10 protein-coding genes, 1 other RNA gene and 1 pseudogene are annotated in these 15,334 nt (G+C 56.4%); 6 read left to right on the forward strand and 6 right to left on the reverse strand.

Annotated elements, in window-relative coordinates; all coding sequences use genetic code 11:
* Nucleotides 1-57 precede the first annotated feature (57 nt).
* Nucleotides 58-687 (forward strand): helix-turn-helix domain-containing protein, encoded by a 630-nt coding sequence (locus SK62_RS11825; protein ID WP_017693577.1) that lies wholly within the window; start codon nucleotides 58-60, stop codon nucleotides 685-687.
* Nucleotides 688-733: 46 nt separating this feature from the next.
* On the opposite strand, the gene SK62_RS11830 is transcribed toward SK62_RS11825, so the two are convergent.
* The 3 genes from SK62_RS11830 to SK62_RS22680 form a co-directional block, all read right to left on the reverse strand.
* Nucleotides 734-928: a YdiH family protein gene (locus tag SK62_RS11830; protein ID WP_003857766.1), complete on the reverse strand. Its 195-nt coding sequence runs from the start codon at nucleotides 926-928 to the stop codon at nucleotides 734-736.
* A gap of 85 nt (nucleotides 929-1,013) precedes the next feature.
* Nucleotides 1,014-1,424, reverse strand: a complete 411-nt coding sequence (gene menI, locus SK62_RS11835) for a 1,4-dihydroxy-2-naphthoyl-CoA hydrolase (protein ID WP_023296356.1) — start codon at nucleotides 1,422-1,424, stop codon at nucleotides 1,014-1,016.
* Nucleotides 1,421-4,477 (reverse strand): D-2-hydroxyglutarate dehydrogenase YdiJ, encoded by a 3,057-nt coding sequence (locus SK62_RS22680; RefSeq protein ID WP_047719397.1) that lies wholly within the window; start codon nucleotides 4,475-4,477, stop codon nucleotides 1,421-1,423. Before SK62_RS22680 ends, menI begins: the two co-directional genes overlap by 4 nt.
* Before the next feature lie 199 nt (nucleotides 4,478-4,676).
* Between SK62_RS22680 and ydiK the strand changes: the two genes are divergently transcribed.
* Complete coding sequence (ydiK, locus tag SK62_RS11845; RefSeq protein WP_015570721.1) at nucleotides 4,677-5,792, forward strand: AI-2E family transporter YdiK; 1,116 nt, start codon at nucleotides 4,677-4,679, stop codon at nucleotides 5,790-5,792.
* 209 nt (nucleotides 5,793-6,001) lie between these two features.
* Nucleotides 6,002-6,109, forward strand: an RNA gene (gene rprA, locus SK62_RS22290) — antisense sRNA RprA.
* 5 nt (nucleotides 6,110-6,114) lie between these two features.
* On the opposite strand, the gene SK62_RS11850 is transcribed toward rprA, so the two are convergent.
* The 3 genes from SK62_RS11850 to ppsA all read right to left on the reverse strand — a co-directional run bounded on the left by SK62_RS11850 (nucleotide 6,115) and on the right by ppsA (nucleotide 12,507).
* Nucleotides 6,115-8,490 (reverse strand): glycoside hydrolase family 3 N-terminal domain-containing protein, encoded by a 2,376-nt coding sequence (locus tag SK62_RS11850; protein WP_048249564.1) that lies wholly within the window; start codon nucleotides 8,488-8,490, stop codon nucleotides 6,115-6,117.
* Nucleotides 8,491-8,493: 3 nt separating this feature from the next.
* Nucleotides 8,494-9,894: an MFS transporter gene (locus SK62_RS11855; RefSeq protein ID WP_032103722.1), complete on the reverse strand. Its 1,401-nt coding sequence runs from the start codon at nucleotides 9,892-9,894 to the stop codon at nucleotides 8,494-8,496.
* Nucleotides 9,895-10,128: 234 nt separating this feature from the next.
* Nucleotides 10,129-12,507 (reverse strand): phosphoenolpyruvate synthase, encoded by a 2,379-nt coding sequence (gene ppsA, locus SK62_RS11860; RefSeq protein ID WP_017384643.1) that lies wholly within the window; start codon nucleotides 12,505-12,507, stop codon nucleotides 10,129-10,131.
* A gap of 335 nt (nucleotides 12,508-12,842) precedes the next feature.
* Here ppsA and ppsR point away from each other — a divergent pair, with 335 nt between their 5' ends.
* The 3 genes and pseudogenes from ppsR to hemP all read left to right on the forward strand — a co-directional run bounded on the left by ppsR (nucleotide 12,843) and on the right by hemP (nucleotide 15,271).
* Nucleotides 12,843-13,676 (forward strand): posphoenolpyruvate synthetase regulatory kinase/phosphorylase PpsR, encoded by an 834-nt coding sequence (ppsR, locus tag SK62_RS11865; RefSeq protein ID WP_017384644.1) that lies wholly within the window; start codon nucleotides 12,843-12,845, stop codon nucleotides 13,674-13,676.
* A gap of 150 nt (nucleotides 13,677-13,826) precedes the next feature.
* Nucleotides 13,827-14,873 (forward strand): annotated as a pseudogene (gene aroH, locus SK62_RS11870) (3-deoxy-7-phosphoheptulonate synthase AroH).
* A 209-nt stretch (nucleotides 14,874-15,082) separates the two neighbouring features.
* Nucleotides 15,083-15,271 (forward strand): hemin uptake protein HemP, encoded by a 189-nt coding sequence (gene hemP / locus SK62_RS11880; RefSeq protein ID WP_015570723.1) that lies wholly within the window; start codon nucleotides 15,083-15,085, stop codon nucleotides 15,269-15,271.
* Nucleotides 15,272-15,334 lie beyond the last annotated feature (63 nt).

Consider the following 15,334-nt stretch of genomic DNA (forward strand, 5'->3'; position numbering starts at 1 on the left):
AAGGTGGAAAAGAAGAGCGACACTATAGAGAGTACAGTCTCTTTCCAGGTTAACGCTATGTCTTCTGACAAACCATCGCATCGCGGCTCTCCCTATGCTCAGGAACTGATTTCTCATTTACAGCCGCACTGCGCCACGCATAAAACCGATCCCGGCGAGCAACTTGATCTCCAGGTTGACGGGCAGAGCATGTGTTATTTAATTCTTGATGGCACGGTCGCCATATACAGAAGAAGCGACGACATGATGCTTTCAACGGCGCGCAGTCCCGCCCTGTTTGGCCTCGCTAACCTGACGGACATTTATTTTAATGACTACCTCCGAACGGTAACGCCTTGCCTGATTGGTGTGCTCACGACCGATCGGGTGGCTGAAATTATCAAAGAGAAGGCGCTGTGGGGGCTGCTTTCTAATCATCTGATGTTTGTCTATAACCGCCTCTATCACAACGTCATGCCGAAAGGCGCGCCAACCGCGTACGAGATGATTCGCCAGCAGCTCGTGCTGCTGATGCAGGAAGATGACAGCTACCGACGCAGCGTGACGGCGGAAAGGTATATCAGGGATAAAACCCATCTTTCCCGCAGTGGCGTAATGCGGATCCTGGCTGATCTGAAAACGGGTGGGTTCATCGAAATGGAAGAAGGCCGGCTGATTAAAATTAACAAACTGCCTGCCAGATACTGAATGTCAGACACAAAAAAGGCCGCGCTTGCGGCCTTTTCTTCACTGCTTAATGGACGTGAACGCCCAACCGCCAGGCAAAGTAGATCTCTTCTTTCAGTTCGTTTGAAGAGAGCGCCAGCAAATCCGTAAATTCCAGCTCAAGCTGTTTCAGCTTTTTCAGGTACTGGGCGGGAGACAGATTGCTTTTATCGCGACGTAAATATTCAATTGCCAGCTGTGTTGGGGTTATTTCAGTATCCATGATGTCCTCGCTTATGTTCAAAACGTGACCAGTATATCACAATCAGGCGGCTAATTTTTGACCAAAAACAAGACATCCGGAAACTTTACACAACGGCCGTCGTCAGCCTGGATGAACAACACAGGCGATCCTGCTCGTCCAGAATATCAATCTGCCACACCTGATGACGGCTTCCGGCATGCAGCGCCCGGCAGACGCCGCGCACGCGCCCGCTGCGAACGGAGCGGATGTGGTTGGCATTGACCTCCAGACCCACCACCTTCTGCTCTCCTTCCGTACACAGGTAGCCCGCCACCGACCCCAGCGTTTCGGCCAGCACGACGGACGCGCCGCCGTGCAACAGGCCAAACGGTTGATGAGTACGGTTGTCTACCGGCATCGTCGCTTCCAGTTCGTTGTCGCCAATGCGCGTGAACTGGATATCCAGCAAACCGACCATGTTCTCCGCGCCCATGGCATTTAAGGCCTCCAGCGTGACCGCACGTTTCCAGATCATCCGATAATCTCCAGTAAAGCCTGCAATGGATGGCGGACGCCGTTACCTTCCACCCGTTTCACCTGGCTGCGGCAGGAGTAGCCCGTCGCCAGACAGCGGTTGCGTGGCAGGCGCTGCATCGCCTGATGCCACGACAGCTCGTAAATGCCGAGCGAATTAGCGTGGTTTTTGACTTCATGGCCGTAGGTTCCGGCCATACCGCAGCAGCCCACGTTAACGCTTTCCAGCTTCGCGCCAAACCGGGCAAAGATAGAAGCCCACTGGGCAGGCGCCGTCGGCAGCGCCGTCACTTCGGTGCAGTGCCCAAACAGATACCAGGCTTCTCCACTCACCTCCTGAGTGGGCGTTTGCGTCAGCACCGCAGGCAGCCACTCGTGCACCAGTAAGACCTGAAAATCACCGCGCTTATCGCCGAGCGTCTGCTTATATTCATCCCGGTAACAGAGCACCAGCGCCGGATCGACGCCCACCATCGGCATACTGAGCTGCGCCACGCGATTCAGAAAATCTGAAGTTTTCTGCGCGGTTTTCGCAAAGCGGGTGAGGAAGCCTTTAATGTGCTGCGCCTTGCCGTTCGGCGAGAACGGCAGCACCACCGGCTGGTAGCCGATTTTCTCGGCCAGTCGGACAAAATCGGCCACCACCTGCGCATCGTAATAGCTGGTAAACGGATCCTGCACCACCAGCACCACCTTCGCTTTCTGCTCAGGGCTTAATGCTTCCAGTTGTTCCAGGGTCATGTTCGCCGAGCGGTGCCCCACCAGCCGACGCTGGAGCGATGGCACCGACAGCAGCGGCAGATCCACCATGCCGATATGTTTTTCTGACAGTTTGCGCACCAGCGGCTGGTTGATAAAGAAGTTAAAGGTTTTTGGCGCACGGGCCATCAGCGGCGCGTAACTCTCCACCGTCGCCACCAGATGATCGCGCATCGGGCGCAGATAACGCGTGTGGTACAGCTGGAGGAAGCGGGAACGGAATTCCGGTACGTCAATTTTAATCGGGCACTGGGTTGAACACGCCTTGCACGCCAGGCAGCCGGACATCGCCTCTTTCACCTCATGCGAGAAATCGTATTCACCTTTGTTCGCATGCCAGCTGTTGCGGGTGCGTTCGATAAGCCCGCGCAGGCTGTCGCGTTTTTCCGGCAGCTCCTGTTCCAGCTTGAGCGGGTCAACGCCGCGGTCGGCCAGCAGGCGCAGCCATTCGCGCACCAGCGTGGCACGCCCTTTCGGGGAATGAATGCGGTTGCTGGTGATTTTCATCGACGGACACATCGGGCTTTTCACATCGAAGTTGAAGCACAGCCCGTTGCCGTTGCACTCCATCGCGCCGCGCCAGGAAGCGCGTACCGCAATCGGAATTTGTCGGTCATAGGTGCCGCGCTTGACGGCGTCCACCTGCAACATCGGCGCATCGATGCCCTCCGGCGGGCAGATTTTTCCCGGGTTGAGGCGGTTATCGGGATCAAAAGCGGCTTTCACCTTACGCAGCTCGGCGTAAAGTTGTTCGCCAAAAAACGCCGGGCTGTACTCGGCGCGGAATCCTTTGCCGTGCTCGCCCCATAACAAGCCGCCGTATTTGGCCGTGAGGGCCACGACCTGGTCGGAGATCTCCTTCATCAGGATCTCCTGCTGCGGGTCGCACATGTCCAGCGCCGGGCGCACGTGCAGCACACCCGCGTCCACGTGCCCGAACATGCCATAGCTCAGACCATGGCTGTCGAGCAGCGCGCGAAACTCCACAATATAATCAGCAAGGTGCTCCGGCGGCACGCAGGTATCTTCCGCAAACGGAATAGGCTTCGCCGCCCCTTTCGCGTTGCCGAGCAGCCCCACCGCTTTTTTACGCATCGCGTAGATTCGCTCGATGCCGGAGAGATCGTTACACAGCTGCCAGCCAATGACGCCGCCTTCCCCCTGGGCAATCAGCTCGTCCAGACGCTGGCAGAGCGTGCTTACCTGGCTCTCAATCTGCTCTGCGTCATCCCCGGCGAACTCGACGATGTTCAGGCCGAGCATCTCTTTATCCGGCACGTCGGTAATCAGTTCGCTCACCGAATGCCAGACGATATCTTCCCGGGCCAGGTTCAGAACTTTTGAATCGACGGTTTCCACCGACAGCGCCCGCGCCTCCACCATAAACGGTGCATTACGCAGCGCGGAGTCAAAGGAGTTGTATTTGACATTCACCAGACGGCGCACCTTTGGCAACCGGGTGATATCCAGACGCGCTTCGGTGATGAAGGCCAGCGTCCCTTCTGACCCGGTCAGTACGCGGGTAAGATCGAACTGGCTCAGATCGTCATTAAAGACATGGCGCAGATCGTAGCCCGTCAGGAAGCGGTTGAGCTTCGGGAATTTGTTGAGGATCAGTTCGCGATTTTCGCGGCAGCGCTCCAGCACGGTACGATAAATCCGTCCGCTGGTGGTGCTCTCTTTTGCCAGAGTTTCGGCCAGCTCGATCGGCATCGGTTGGGTATCGAGGATATCGCCCCCCAGCAGCACCGCCCGCACACCCATAACGTGATCGGAGGTTTTGCCGTAGACCAGCGAGCCCTGCCCCGAGGCATCGGTGTTGATCATCCCGCCAATGGTCGCGCGGTTACTGGTGGAAAGCTCTGGCGCAAAAAAATAGCCGTAAGGTTTCAAAAACTGATTCAGCTGATCTTTGATCACCCCCGCTTCCACTCGCACCCACCCCTCTTCCGGGTTGATCTCAATGATGCGGTTCATATAGCGGGACATATCAATGATGATGCCCTGGTTCAGCGCCTGCCCGTTGGTACCCGTCCCGCCGCCGCGTGGGGTAAAGACCAGGGTGCTGAAACGCTCCTGCGACGCCAGACGGGCGATGAGCGCCACATCGGCGGTAGAGCGCGGGAAAACGACGGCATCGGGAAGAAGCTGGTAAATACTGTTATCGGTCGCCATCGTCAGCCTGTCGGCATAATCGGTGGCGGTGTCACCTGTAAAACCCTGTTGCTCCAGTGCCTGCAAAAAATTAAGCACCAGCTGAACGACGCCCGGTGCCTGAGAAATCTGTGGGATCATTGCTGTCGACCCTAATGAGAATAGTGTGAAATCGTTTGCGTTGTGTCTGGAAAGTTTTATCACATTTTTTTCTTATGTGCTTCGTAGAATTACGGGCAAAATCCGCCTGTCAAAAATCGCTGAAATCACTAATGATTAGAGAGATGCGGTTTATATTCCCATCAGCCTTGCTGGTGTTCATTTAAGGAAAGTTTCGTTTATGGTCAATCTTCGTCAGCCCAGGGATGTCGCGCAGATACTGCTGTCGGTGCTGTTCTTAGCCATTATGATTATTGCGTGTCTGTGGATTGTTCGTCCTTTCGTGCTCGGATTTGCCTGGGCCGCGACCGTCGTCGTCGCAACCTGGCCTTTACTCTTACGTTTGCAGAAACTGCTGTTTGGTCGCCGCGGCCTGGCCGTGCTGGTGATGACGCTGCTGTTGTTCCTGCTGTTTATTATTCCCATTGCACTGCTGGTTAACAGCCTGGTTGACAGTAGCGGCCCGGTTATTCGCGCGGTCACCAGCGGTGATATGACGCTGCCGGATCTCGCGTGGCTGAACAGTATTCCTGTTGTGGGCGCAAAACTGTACAGCGGCTGGCACAGCCTGCTGGAGATGGGCGGTAGCGCCCTGATGGCCAAAGTGCGTCCGTACATCGGCACAACCACCACCTGGTTTGTGGGGCAGGCTGCGCACATTGGTCGCTTCATGATGCACTGTACGTTGATGCTGGTCTTCAGCGCCCTGCTGTACTGGCGCGGCGAGCAGGTTGCGCTGGGGGTGCGTCATTTCGCCACCCGACTGGCAGGTAAACGCGGCGATGCGGCCGTGCTGCTGGCAGCCCAGGCCGTCCGCGCGGTGGCGCTCGGCGTGGTGGTCACAGCGCTGGTGCAGGCTGTACTTGGCGGAATCGGGCTGGCGATTTCCGGCGTACCTTATGCCACCATTTTCACCGTCGTCATGCTGATGACCTGTCTGGCTCAGCTCGGTCCGCTGCTGGTGCTGGTTCCCTGCATTATCTGGCTTTACTGGACGGGGGACACGACCTGGGGCACGGTGCTACTGGTCTGGAGTTGCGTGGTGGGCACCATGGATAACGTGATCCGTCCCCTCCTCATCCGCATGGGCGCTGACCTGCCGCTGATTCTGATCCTGTCCGGGGTGATCGGGGGGTTAATTGCCTTCGGCATGATTGGCCTGTTCATCGGTCCGGTGCTGCTTGCGGTAACCTGGCGTCTCTTCTCCGCCTGGGTGCATGAAGTGCCGCCGCCGGGAACCGACCCTGACGTCATCTTAAGCGAACTTGAAGAACTGGAAGATAAGAACGCGCAGTAAGAACGTAGGCCGGGTGGCGCTAACGCTTACCCGGCCTACACTCTCCACAGCAATACTTAAACGTTGCTAAACTATTTATTCTCTGTGCACTGGTCAGACCCGCCTTTTCCTGCCTAAAACCGTCATTCTCTTCAAGAAATCTTTACCTGCCTTTAACTATTGAGACGAATCCGATCGACTCAAAATCCTGGCATGCCTACTATTAAGACACGGTTATAAATCAACACCTTGATTTATAAGCATGGAAATCCCCTGAGTGAAACAACGAATTGCTGTGTGTAGTCTTTGCCCATCTCCCACGATGGGCTTTTTTTTATCCTTTTTACGCCCGTGTAATGTCACAGCGGCTGAGCATGCGCCATTCCCCCGCCAGCTCCCGCGTCTCCCCGGTTACCAGCACGTTCACCACCTCGCGTATATCCGCCGAGGACGCGCCAACCTGTAGCTCAAATTCCCCTGGCTCGACAATCCGCTTCCCGTCCCGGCGGGTGAAATTAAACATCTCCACCGGCAGGGTAAAGGTCAGCGTGGCGGTTTCTCCCGGTGAAAGCGTAACGCGCTGGAACGCTTTCAGCTCCTGAAGCGGACGCACCTGCGTAGCGACCTTATCGCGTACGTACACCTGTACCACTTCGCTGCCGCTGCGCTCGCCGGTGTTGGTGATATCGACGCTTAACGCCACCTCTCCGTCGATCGGGACGCGGCTTTCCGCCAGGCGGGCCGCGCCCCAGCGAAACTGCGTCCAGCCGAGACCGTAACCGAACGGGTAAAGTGCGCCGAAATGGAACGCAAACGGCGTGCCGCCGCTTTTCAGCTTGTGGTTATAGTAGTACGGCATCGCCCCGGCGTTTTTCGGCACGCTCACTACCAGCCTGCCCTGCGGCTCCGCGCGGCCGGTTAAGACATCGGCAATCGCCCAGCCCCCTTCCTGCCCCGGCGCCCAGGCCATCATCAGCGCGGCCACCTTCTCTTCCAGCCCCTGAAGGTTATAAGGACGCCCACCCGTCATGACGACAATCACCGGCTTACCGGTTGCCACCAGCGCCTCCAGCAACTGTTGCTGCACGCCCGGTAGATCCAGCGAATCGGTATCCGAACCTTCCCCCACGGTGCCGCTCTGGAATAGTCCGGCGAGGTCGCCCACGCAGGCCACCACCACGTCACTCTCTTTTGCCGCGCTCACGGCGTCGGGGATCAGATCCGTGCGTTGTGAAACCGGCGATTGCTGCATCGGTTTACCGCCGCTGTCGCCCGGGAACACCGGCGCGCCCGCCATCCGTTTTTCGATAATGTGGCACCCTTTGGCGTAACGTATCTGCGATGCACCAAGGTACTGTTCCAGCGCCGCGCGCGGGGTAGTCACCTTCGAGGTCTCTTCAACCATATCGCTGATGATCAGATGAACCGGGAAGCTGTAGCCGCTCAGTAACGCCAGCGGATCGTCCGCCGTCGGCCCCACTACCGCTACACGGGGTTTTCCGCCGAGGGGCAAAATGCCGTTATTTTCCAGCAGCGTGATCGATTTTGTTGCCACCTCGCGCGCCACCTGCCGGGTCGCCTCATTCTGCAAATCGATACCGTCTTCGTCGGCGTACGGTTTTTCAAACAGCCCGAGACGGAATTTTTCACTTAGCACGCGCGCCACAATCTCATCCACTTTCGCCATTGAGATGAGCCCACGCTCTACCGCTTCAGCCAGATGACGCGCGCAGTCATCCTTCGGCAATTCCACGTCCAGCCCGGCGTTAAACGCCAGCGCCGCCGATTGTGCTGGATCGTGAGAAATCCCGTGGTGCTGGTGCAGCAGGCTGACGCCGCCGTAATCCGCCACGATAATGCCGTCGAAGCCCCACTGTTCACGCAGCACGGTGGTGAGCAGAAAATGGTCGCTGTGCCCTGGCTGATTATCAATGTCGTGATAGGCTGGCATCACCGAACCGGCGTTGGCCAGCTTTACCGCCATCTCAAACGGCAGCAGGAAGGTATCGTTAAGCTCGCTGAAACCGAGATGGACCGGCGCATGATTGCGCGCCCCTTCGCTGAAGGAGTGGCCGACGTAATGTTTCAGGGTCGCCAGCAGATCGCGCTTATCGCCCTGCAACCCCTTCACGTACGCCGTCGCCATCACCCCTACCAGCCACGGATCTTCCCCAAAGGTCTCTTCCGTCCGTCCCCAGCGCACATCGCGCGAGACATCCAGCACCGGGGCCAGCCCCTGCTGGCACCCGACAGACCGGGCCTCTTTGCCAATCTGCTCCGCCGCGCGCTGCACCAGCGCCGGGTCCCAGGTAGAACCGTAGTTCAGCGACGACGGGAACAGCGTTGCATCTTTGCACAGCAGCCCCACCAGACACTCCTCATGAAACAGCGCCGGAATGCCGAGCCGGGTCTCCTCCATCATCATGCGTTGCAGGCGGTTGGCGGCACGCACGCCGGTTTTTGCATCAACAATGTGCGTGCCGAGCGGGCGGGTGATCTGCCCGACGCCCAGCTTCAGCCTTTCGCTGAGGGACGCCTGTTCACTCACGCCGGCGAATTCATCGCTCAGATCGCTGCGCTCGCGGTGGTTGCCGTGTTCATCGAGGATCAGCCAGTACGCGTGCATCTGGGCAAATTTCTCTTCCGGCGTCATACGCGCCAGTAAATCAGCGACACGCTCGTGTACGGAACGTCCCGCGTCCTTGTAGATCGCAGTCATGGTTTACTCCTGTAGTGCGGATTGGGTTGCCGGGCTGAGCTGCCCCGCATCGTTTCGACTATCGCGTTTGCTGGCCAGCTCGCGGGCGATGCTGTCCACCAGCCGGCTGTTAAGTTTGTAGATGGCAAGGAGCGCCACCATGCAGAGGAACAGCACGCAGGGGATCAGGGTGAACAGGGCATTGATGGTTGCAAGAACGTGAGGCGCCTGGTTTGCCTGACCGGGAGCGTAATCCACCATGCCAAGCACCCAACCGACCACCGCCCCGCCCAGCGCCAGCCCAAATTTGATGGCAAACAGGGCGGTAGAAAAGACCAGCCCGTCCAAGCGGCGGCCGCTACGGTGTTCTTCGTAGTCCACCACATCGGAGAACATGGTCCATTGCAGCGGCGTGGTCAGGTTCTGAATAAAACTAAACACAATATTCAGACCGAATATCAGCCACACCTGCGAGGGCGGAATGAAGAAAATCAGCGCGCCAAAAATAACGAAAGAAATAATGGTCCACTGATAGGCACGCACCCGGTCAAATTTGCCCAGCAGGCGTTCAGATAATAATGCGCCGCTTAAGGAGGCCACCATGCCTGAAACAATAAAGGCAAAAACCAGTTCCGGACGTAACAGAACATAATTAACGTAATACATGGTCGCAGAGCCACGCGTCACGACGGCGGTTAACAGTAAAATATTAAACAGAAAAACAATTCGCCACTGGCTATTGGCGGCCAGCAGTTTTAAATCCGTCAGCATCGAGCCGGAGGTGTCATTGCGCGGCGAGTAACGCTCCCGGGTCATAAAGAAGCAGCAGAAGAATAAAACAATACCCAGCAGCCCCATCAGGCTCATGGCATAGAAATAGCCTTTTTGCACATTCCCCTGGCCTAATAATGAGACCAGCGGCAGCGCGATGACGGTTACAATCAACCCGCCGATAAACGACAGGCCAAAGCGCCAGGATTGCAGCGAGTGGCGTTCGCGCGGGTCGAGCGTCAGCGCGCCAGGCATGGCACAGTAAGGGACGTTAATCGCGGAATAGATCAGACTCAGGATGGCATAGGTTACGCAGGCATAGACAATTTTTGCCATCGCCCCGGCATCCGGTACGTAGAAGGTAATCAGGCAGCTCACGCCAAACGGAATGGCAAACCAGAGCAGCCAGGGACGAAAACGACCGTGGCGGGTCTGAGTGCGGTCCACCAGCGCGCCAATGCACGGGTCGACAAACGCATCGACCACGCGCACCACTAAAAACATGGTGCCCATAATGGCCGCAGGCAAACCGAATACGTCCGTATAGAAATAAGCGAGAAATAACGTTGCCGTTTGCCAGACCAGCGCGCTGGCCATATCGCCGAGGCCATAACCTATTTTATCTTTGGTACGTAATACAGAGGAGATTGTCATTGTTATTTGCCTTTTTATCAGGTTAAAACGTATTTCAACCAGTCGCGCATCATCCCGACGGATGTACGCGGTAAGGCTCAAGTATTAGCAACGCCCTGCCCGCTAACAATTGTCTAAATTAACAGATAAATTATGATATTTGGTTTTTTGCTTTATTTGTGATGGCGAGCATATTCGCAGGAAAATAAAAAAGGCGAGGACAGATATCCTCGCCTTTTTCAGGTTGTGCAGGTTTTACTTGTTCAGCTCTGCCAGGCTCAGCCAGGTCTGCACCACTGTGTCCGGGTTCAGGGAGAGGCTATCAATCCCCTCGTCCATCAGCCAGGCCGCAAAGTCTTCATGGTCAGAAGGACCCTGGCCGCAAATCCCGACATATTTACCCTGTTTCTTCGCCGCGCGAATGGCCATGGAGAGCAGCGCTTTCACCGCCTCGTTACGCTCATCGAACAGCTCAGAGACGACGCCGGAGTCGCGGTCCAGGCCGAGCGCCAGCTGCGTCATGTCATTCGAGCCAATGGAGAAGCCGTCGAAGTGCTCAAGGAACTGCTCGGCCAGCAGGGCGTTGGACGGAATTTCACACATCATGATGATCTTCAGCCCGTTCTCGCCGCGCTTCAGCCCCTGACGCGCCAGCTCATCCACCACCGCTTTCGCCTGATCCACGGTACGGACGAACGGGATCATGATTTCCACGTTGGTCAGACCCATGTCATTGCGCACGCGTTTTACCGCCTCGCACTCCAGCGCGAAGCAGTCGCGGAAGCTTTCCGACACGTAGCGTCCGGCGCCGCGGAAGCCCAGCATCGGGTTCTCTTCTTCCGGCTCGTAGCGTTCGCCGCCCACCAGGTTGGCGTATTCGTTGGACTTAAAGTCCGACAGACGCACGATCACGCGTTTCGGGTAGAAGGCCGCGCCGAGCGTGGCGATCCCTTCCGTCAGACGACCCACATAGAACTCTCTCGGCGAGTCGTAACCCTTCATCATCTCGCGGATTTCGTTTTGCAGTTTTGCGTCCTGGTCGTCGAACTCCAGCAGCGCACGCGGGTGCACCCCGATCATACGGTTAATAATAAATTCCAGACGCGCCAGGCCCACGCCTTCGTTCGGCAGACAGGCGAAGTCAAACGCGCGGTCCGGGTTGCCGACGTTCATCATGATCTTCAGCGGCAGGTCCGGCATGGTATCCACGCTGGAACTTTTCACGCTGAAGTCGAGGATATCGGCATACACGTAGCCGGTATCGCCTTCGGCACAGGAGACCGTCACCTTCTGGTCGTCCTTCATGCGCTCGGTGGCATCACCGCAGCCGACTACCGCCGGGATCCCCAGCTCACGGGCGATAATAGCCGCGTGACAGGTACGGCCGCCGCGGTTGGTGACGATGGCAGCCGCTTTTTTCATGATCGGTTCCCAGTCAGGGTCGGTCATATCGGTCACCAGCACGTCGCCGGGCTGAATGCGGTTCATCTCGCTGATGTCGTGGATCACTTTCACCGGACCGGCACCGATGCGGTGACCAATTGCGCGGCCTTCCGCGACAATTTTGCCCTGCGCGTGCAGGGTGTAGCGCTCCATGACCTGACCACGTGAACGGACGGTTTCCGGACGCGCCTGCACGATAAACAGCTTGCCGGTGTGTCCGTCTTTCGCCCACTCGATGTCCATTGGACGGCCATAGTGTTTTTCAATCTGCACCGCCTGCTTCGCCAGCTCTTCCACTTCGGCGTCGGTCAGTGAGAAGCGATCCCGTTGCTCCTGTGGCACATCTTCAATGGTGACCTGCTTGCCATGCTCTTGCGTCGGAGCATAGATCATGCGGATTTTTTTCGAGCCCATGGTGCGACGTACCACTGCCGGACGGTTAGCCGCCAGCGTAGGCTTGTGAACGTAGAATTCGTCAGGGTTTACCGCCCCCTGCACCACCATCTCGCCCAGACCCCATGCGGAGGTGATAAACACCACCTGGTCGAAGCCGGATTCAGTGTCGATAGAGAACATCACGCCGGAAGAGCCTACGTCGGAACGCACCATGCGCTGCACGCCTGCGGAGAGCGCGACGCCGCGATGGTCATAGCCCTGATGGACGCGATAGGAGATGGCGCGGTCGTTGAAGAGGGAGGCGAAGACGTGCTTCACCGCCACCAGCACCGCGTCATAGCCCTGAACGTTCAGGAACGTTTCCTGCTGACCGGCGAAAGAGGCGTCCGGCATATCTTCCGCGGTGGCGGAAGAGCGCACGGCAAAGGAGGCCTGCGCGTCGTCAGCGGAGAGCTGGTTGTACGCGTCGTGAATGGCTTTTTCCAGTTCCGGCTGGAAAGGTGTGTCGATAATCCACTGGCGGATTTGCGCGCCGGCTTTGGCAAGCTCGGTGACATCATCAATATCCGTTTTATCCAGCAGGTCGTAAATGCGCTGGTTTACACCGCTCTGGTCTAAAAACAGGTTAAACGCATCGGCGGTTGTGGCAAACCCGTTAGGTACGGAAACACCCATACCGGACAGATTTGTAATCATTTCACCCAGGGAGGCATTTTTGCCCCCAACTCTGTCTACATCATTCATGCCGAGTTGGTTATACCAAAGCACCAGCGGTGACGAGCCATTGTTGGACATCGAAACAATCCTTTTGTGATATTTGATCGGAGTAAGAAACACCTGACTACGTATTTATACTGGCATATTTATTTCCGCTAAAAAAACGGTGAATCGTGTAAGCAATTTAAATTTTCAACTTTTCGGACAGTTTCCCGGCACTCGCTAACCCGATGATTCCTATAGATTCCGGCAAAAACCATAGAAATAAAGCCGCTATTCGAAAAATGAAATCCACTTTTCAGGAAAATCAAAAACACCATTTCATTTTAAATTCAGATAAGTTCTTTGCTGTGAAATTAACTTTTTTAATTTATGCTTTCAGGCAATTACGTACGCTATTCAGGGTGGATAAAATGGATAATGCTGTCGATCGCCACGTTTTTTATATTTCTGATGGGACGGCGATAACCGCCGAGGTGCTGGGACACGCGGTGATGTCGCAGTTTCCGGTATCGATAAACAGCATCACGTTGCCGTTCGTGGAAAATGAGAGCCGGGCCAAAGCGGTCAAGGACCAGATCGACGCCATTTACCAGCAGACCGGCGTTCGTCCGCTGGTGTTCTATTCCATTGTGATCCCTGAGATCCGCAACATCATTTTGCAAAGCGAGGGCTTCTGTCAGGACATCGTGCAGGCGCTGGTTGCTCCCTTGCAAAGCGAGCTGAAGCTCGACCCGACGCCGATCGCCCACCGTACCCACGGGCTGAACCCCGGTAACCTGACCAAATACGATGCGCGTATTGCCGCCATTGACTACACCCTGGCGCACGACGACGGGATCTCCCTGCGCAATCTCGACCAGGCGCAGGTGATTTTGCTCGGCGTGTCGCGCTGCGGTAAAACCCCCACCAGCCTTTACCTGGCCATGCAGTTTGGCATTCGTGCCGCCAACTACCCCTTTATTGCCGATGATATGGATAACCTGGTGCTGCCCGCCGCGCTCAAGCCGCTCCAGCATAAGCTGTTTGGGCTGACCATCAACCCGGAACGACTGGCAGCGATCCGCGAAGAACGTCGCGAGAACAGCCGCTACGCCTCGATGCGCCAGTGCCGAATGGAAGTCTCCGAAGTCGAAGCGCTGTACCGGAAAAATCAAATTCCCTGGCTGAACAGTACCAACTATTCAGTAGAAGAAATTGCCACCAAAATCCTCGATATCATGGGGCTGAATCGCCGCATGTACTAATATGCTAGTACATTAATCCAGTTTCAGTTATTATCACGCCATCTTCGGGGCGACGTGCCCCGAACTTGAAATCAGCAGGGATTGGTTTAAGGTGATGCCCATCACTTCCCGGTAGTCTGCCGATGAAGCAAAAAATTTCTGAGACATTCCATGAACAAAACCGACGAACTGCGCACCGCGCGCATTGATAGCCTGGTCACACCGGCTGAACTGGCCCTGCTGCATCCCGTATCCGCCGAGGTGGCGGACCATGTGACGGCCTCCCGTCGCCGCATCGAAAAAATTCTCAATGGTGAAGACAAACGTCTTCTGGTGGTGATTGGCCCCTGCTCCATCCACGACCTCGACGCGGCAATGGATTATGCACAACGCCTTCAGACGCTGCGCGGCACGTATCAGGATCGCCTGGAGATCGTGATGCGTACCTACTTTGAAAAGCCGCGTACCGTCGTGGGCTGGAAAGGATTGATTTCCGATCCCGATCTGAACGGTAGCTACCGGGTGAATCACGGTATTACGCTGGCGCGCAAGCTGCTGTTACAGGTTAACGAGCTGGGCGTGCCAACTGCCACCGAATTTCTGGATATGGTGACCGGACAGTTTATTGCCGACCTCATTAGCTGGGGCGCGATTGGCGCACGTACCACCGAAAGCCAGATCCACCGTGAAATGGCGTCGGCGCTTTCCTGCCCGGTGGGCTTCAAAAACGGAACGGACGGCAATACCCGAATTGCCGTAGATGCCATCCGCGCGTCACGCGCCAGCCATATGTTCCTCTCCCCGGATAAAAACGGCCAGATGACCATCTACCAGACCAGCGGCAACCCGTTCGGACATATCATTATGCGTGGCGGTAAAAAACCGAATTACCATGCAGAAGATATTGCCGCCGCCTGCGAAACGCTGGCGGAATTTGACCTGCCGGAGCATCTGGTGGTGGATTTCAGCCACGGCAACTGTCAGAAACAGCACCGCCGCCAGCTGGACGTCTGCTAGGAAGTTTGCCAGCAGATCCGCAGCGGCTCGACCGCGGTGACCGGCATTATGGCGGAAAGCTTCATCAAGGAAGGTACACAGAAAATTGTTGCCGGACAGCAGATGGTGTACGGCCAGTCGATCACCGACCCGTGCCTGAGCTGGGAAGACAGCGAGCTGCTGCTGGAGATGCTGGCTTCAGCCGTGGACACACGCTTTTAAAATCCTGCCGGGTGACGCTGCGCTTACCCGGCCTACGGTACGTGCCCTTCTCCCTCTCCCCGTGGGAGAGGGTCGGGGTGAGGGCATCAGACCGCACCTCTCCCCCAAATTTGATCCCGTCACACAATTTTCACAAAAACGCTTGCCGTGAATTTGCAGTTTATTGATAATGATTATCATTGTTACATTGATTGTTATTTATAAACATTATGTCACCTACCGATAACAGCGCGGCAACGCCAACAAAAACACACACAGCACCGTCCCCTGCTCCTACCGATCGCCGAATCGACAGCAAAAGCCTGTTGGGTGAGGAGGGACGGGTCATTATCGAGCATGACGGCCAGCACTACCTGCTGCGCCAGACCAATGCCGGAAAACTGATCCTGACTAAATAAACCAGACAACACATTCGCCAGCCACCCAGGTGATCCCCAGGCAGCCAGCGCTTTTCAATTCTT

The sequence above is a fragment of the Enterobacter sp. BIDMC109 genome, from assembly GCF_001037885.1.
Taxonomy (GTDB): domain Bacteria; phylum Pseudomonadota; class Gammaproteobacteria; order Enterobacterales; family Enterobacteriaceae; genus Enterobacter; species Enterobacter hormaechei_C.

Bases quoted from the DNA above. Each gene is read 5' to 3' on its own strand.
- SK62_RS11825 (WP_017693577.1), top strand. From the start codon at position 58: ATGTCTTCTGACAAACCATCGCATCGCGGCTCTCCCTATGCTCAGGAA.
- SK62_RS11830 (WP_003857766.1), bottom strand. From the start codon at position 928: ATGGATACTGAAATAACCCCAACACAGCTGGCAATTGAATATTTACGT.
- menI (WP_023296356.1), bottom strand. From the start codon at position 1,424: ATGATCTGGAAACGTGCGGTCACGCTGGAGGCCTTAAATGCCATGGGC.
- SK62_RS22680 (WP_047719397.1), bottom strand. From the start codon at position 4,477: ATGATCCCACAGATTTCTCAGGCACCGGGCGTCGTTCAGCTGGTGCTT.
- ydiK (WP_015570721.1), top strand. From the start codon at position 4,677: ATGGTCAATCTTCGTCAGCCCAGGGATGTCGCGCAGATACTGCTGTCG.
- SK62_RS11850 (WP_048249564.1), bottom strand. From the start codon at position 8,490: ATGACTGCGATCTACAAGGACGCGGGACGTTCCGTACACGAGCGTGTC.
- SK62_RS11855 (WP_032103722.1), bottom strand. From the start codon at position 9,894: ATGACAATCTCCTCTGTATTACGTACCAAAGATAAAATAGGTTATGGC.
- ppsA (WP_017384643.1), bottom strand. From the start codon at position 12,507: ATGTCCAACAATGGCTCGTCACCGCTGGTGCTTTGGTATAACCAACTC.
- ppsR (WP_017384644.1), top strand. From the start codon at position 12,843: ATGGATAATGCTGTCGATCGCCACGTTTTTTATATTTCTGATGGGACG.
- hemP (WP_015570723.1), top strand. From the start codon at position 15,083: ATGTCACCTACCGATAACAGCGCGGCAACGCCAACAAAAACACACACA.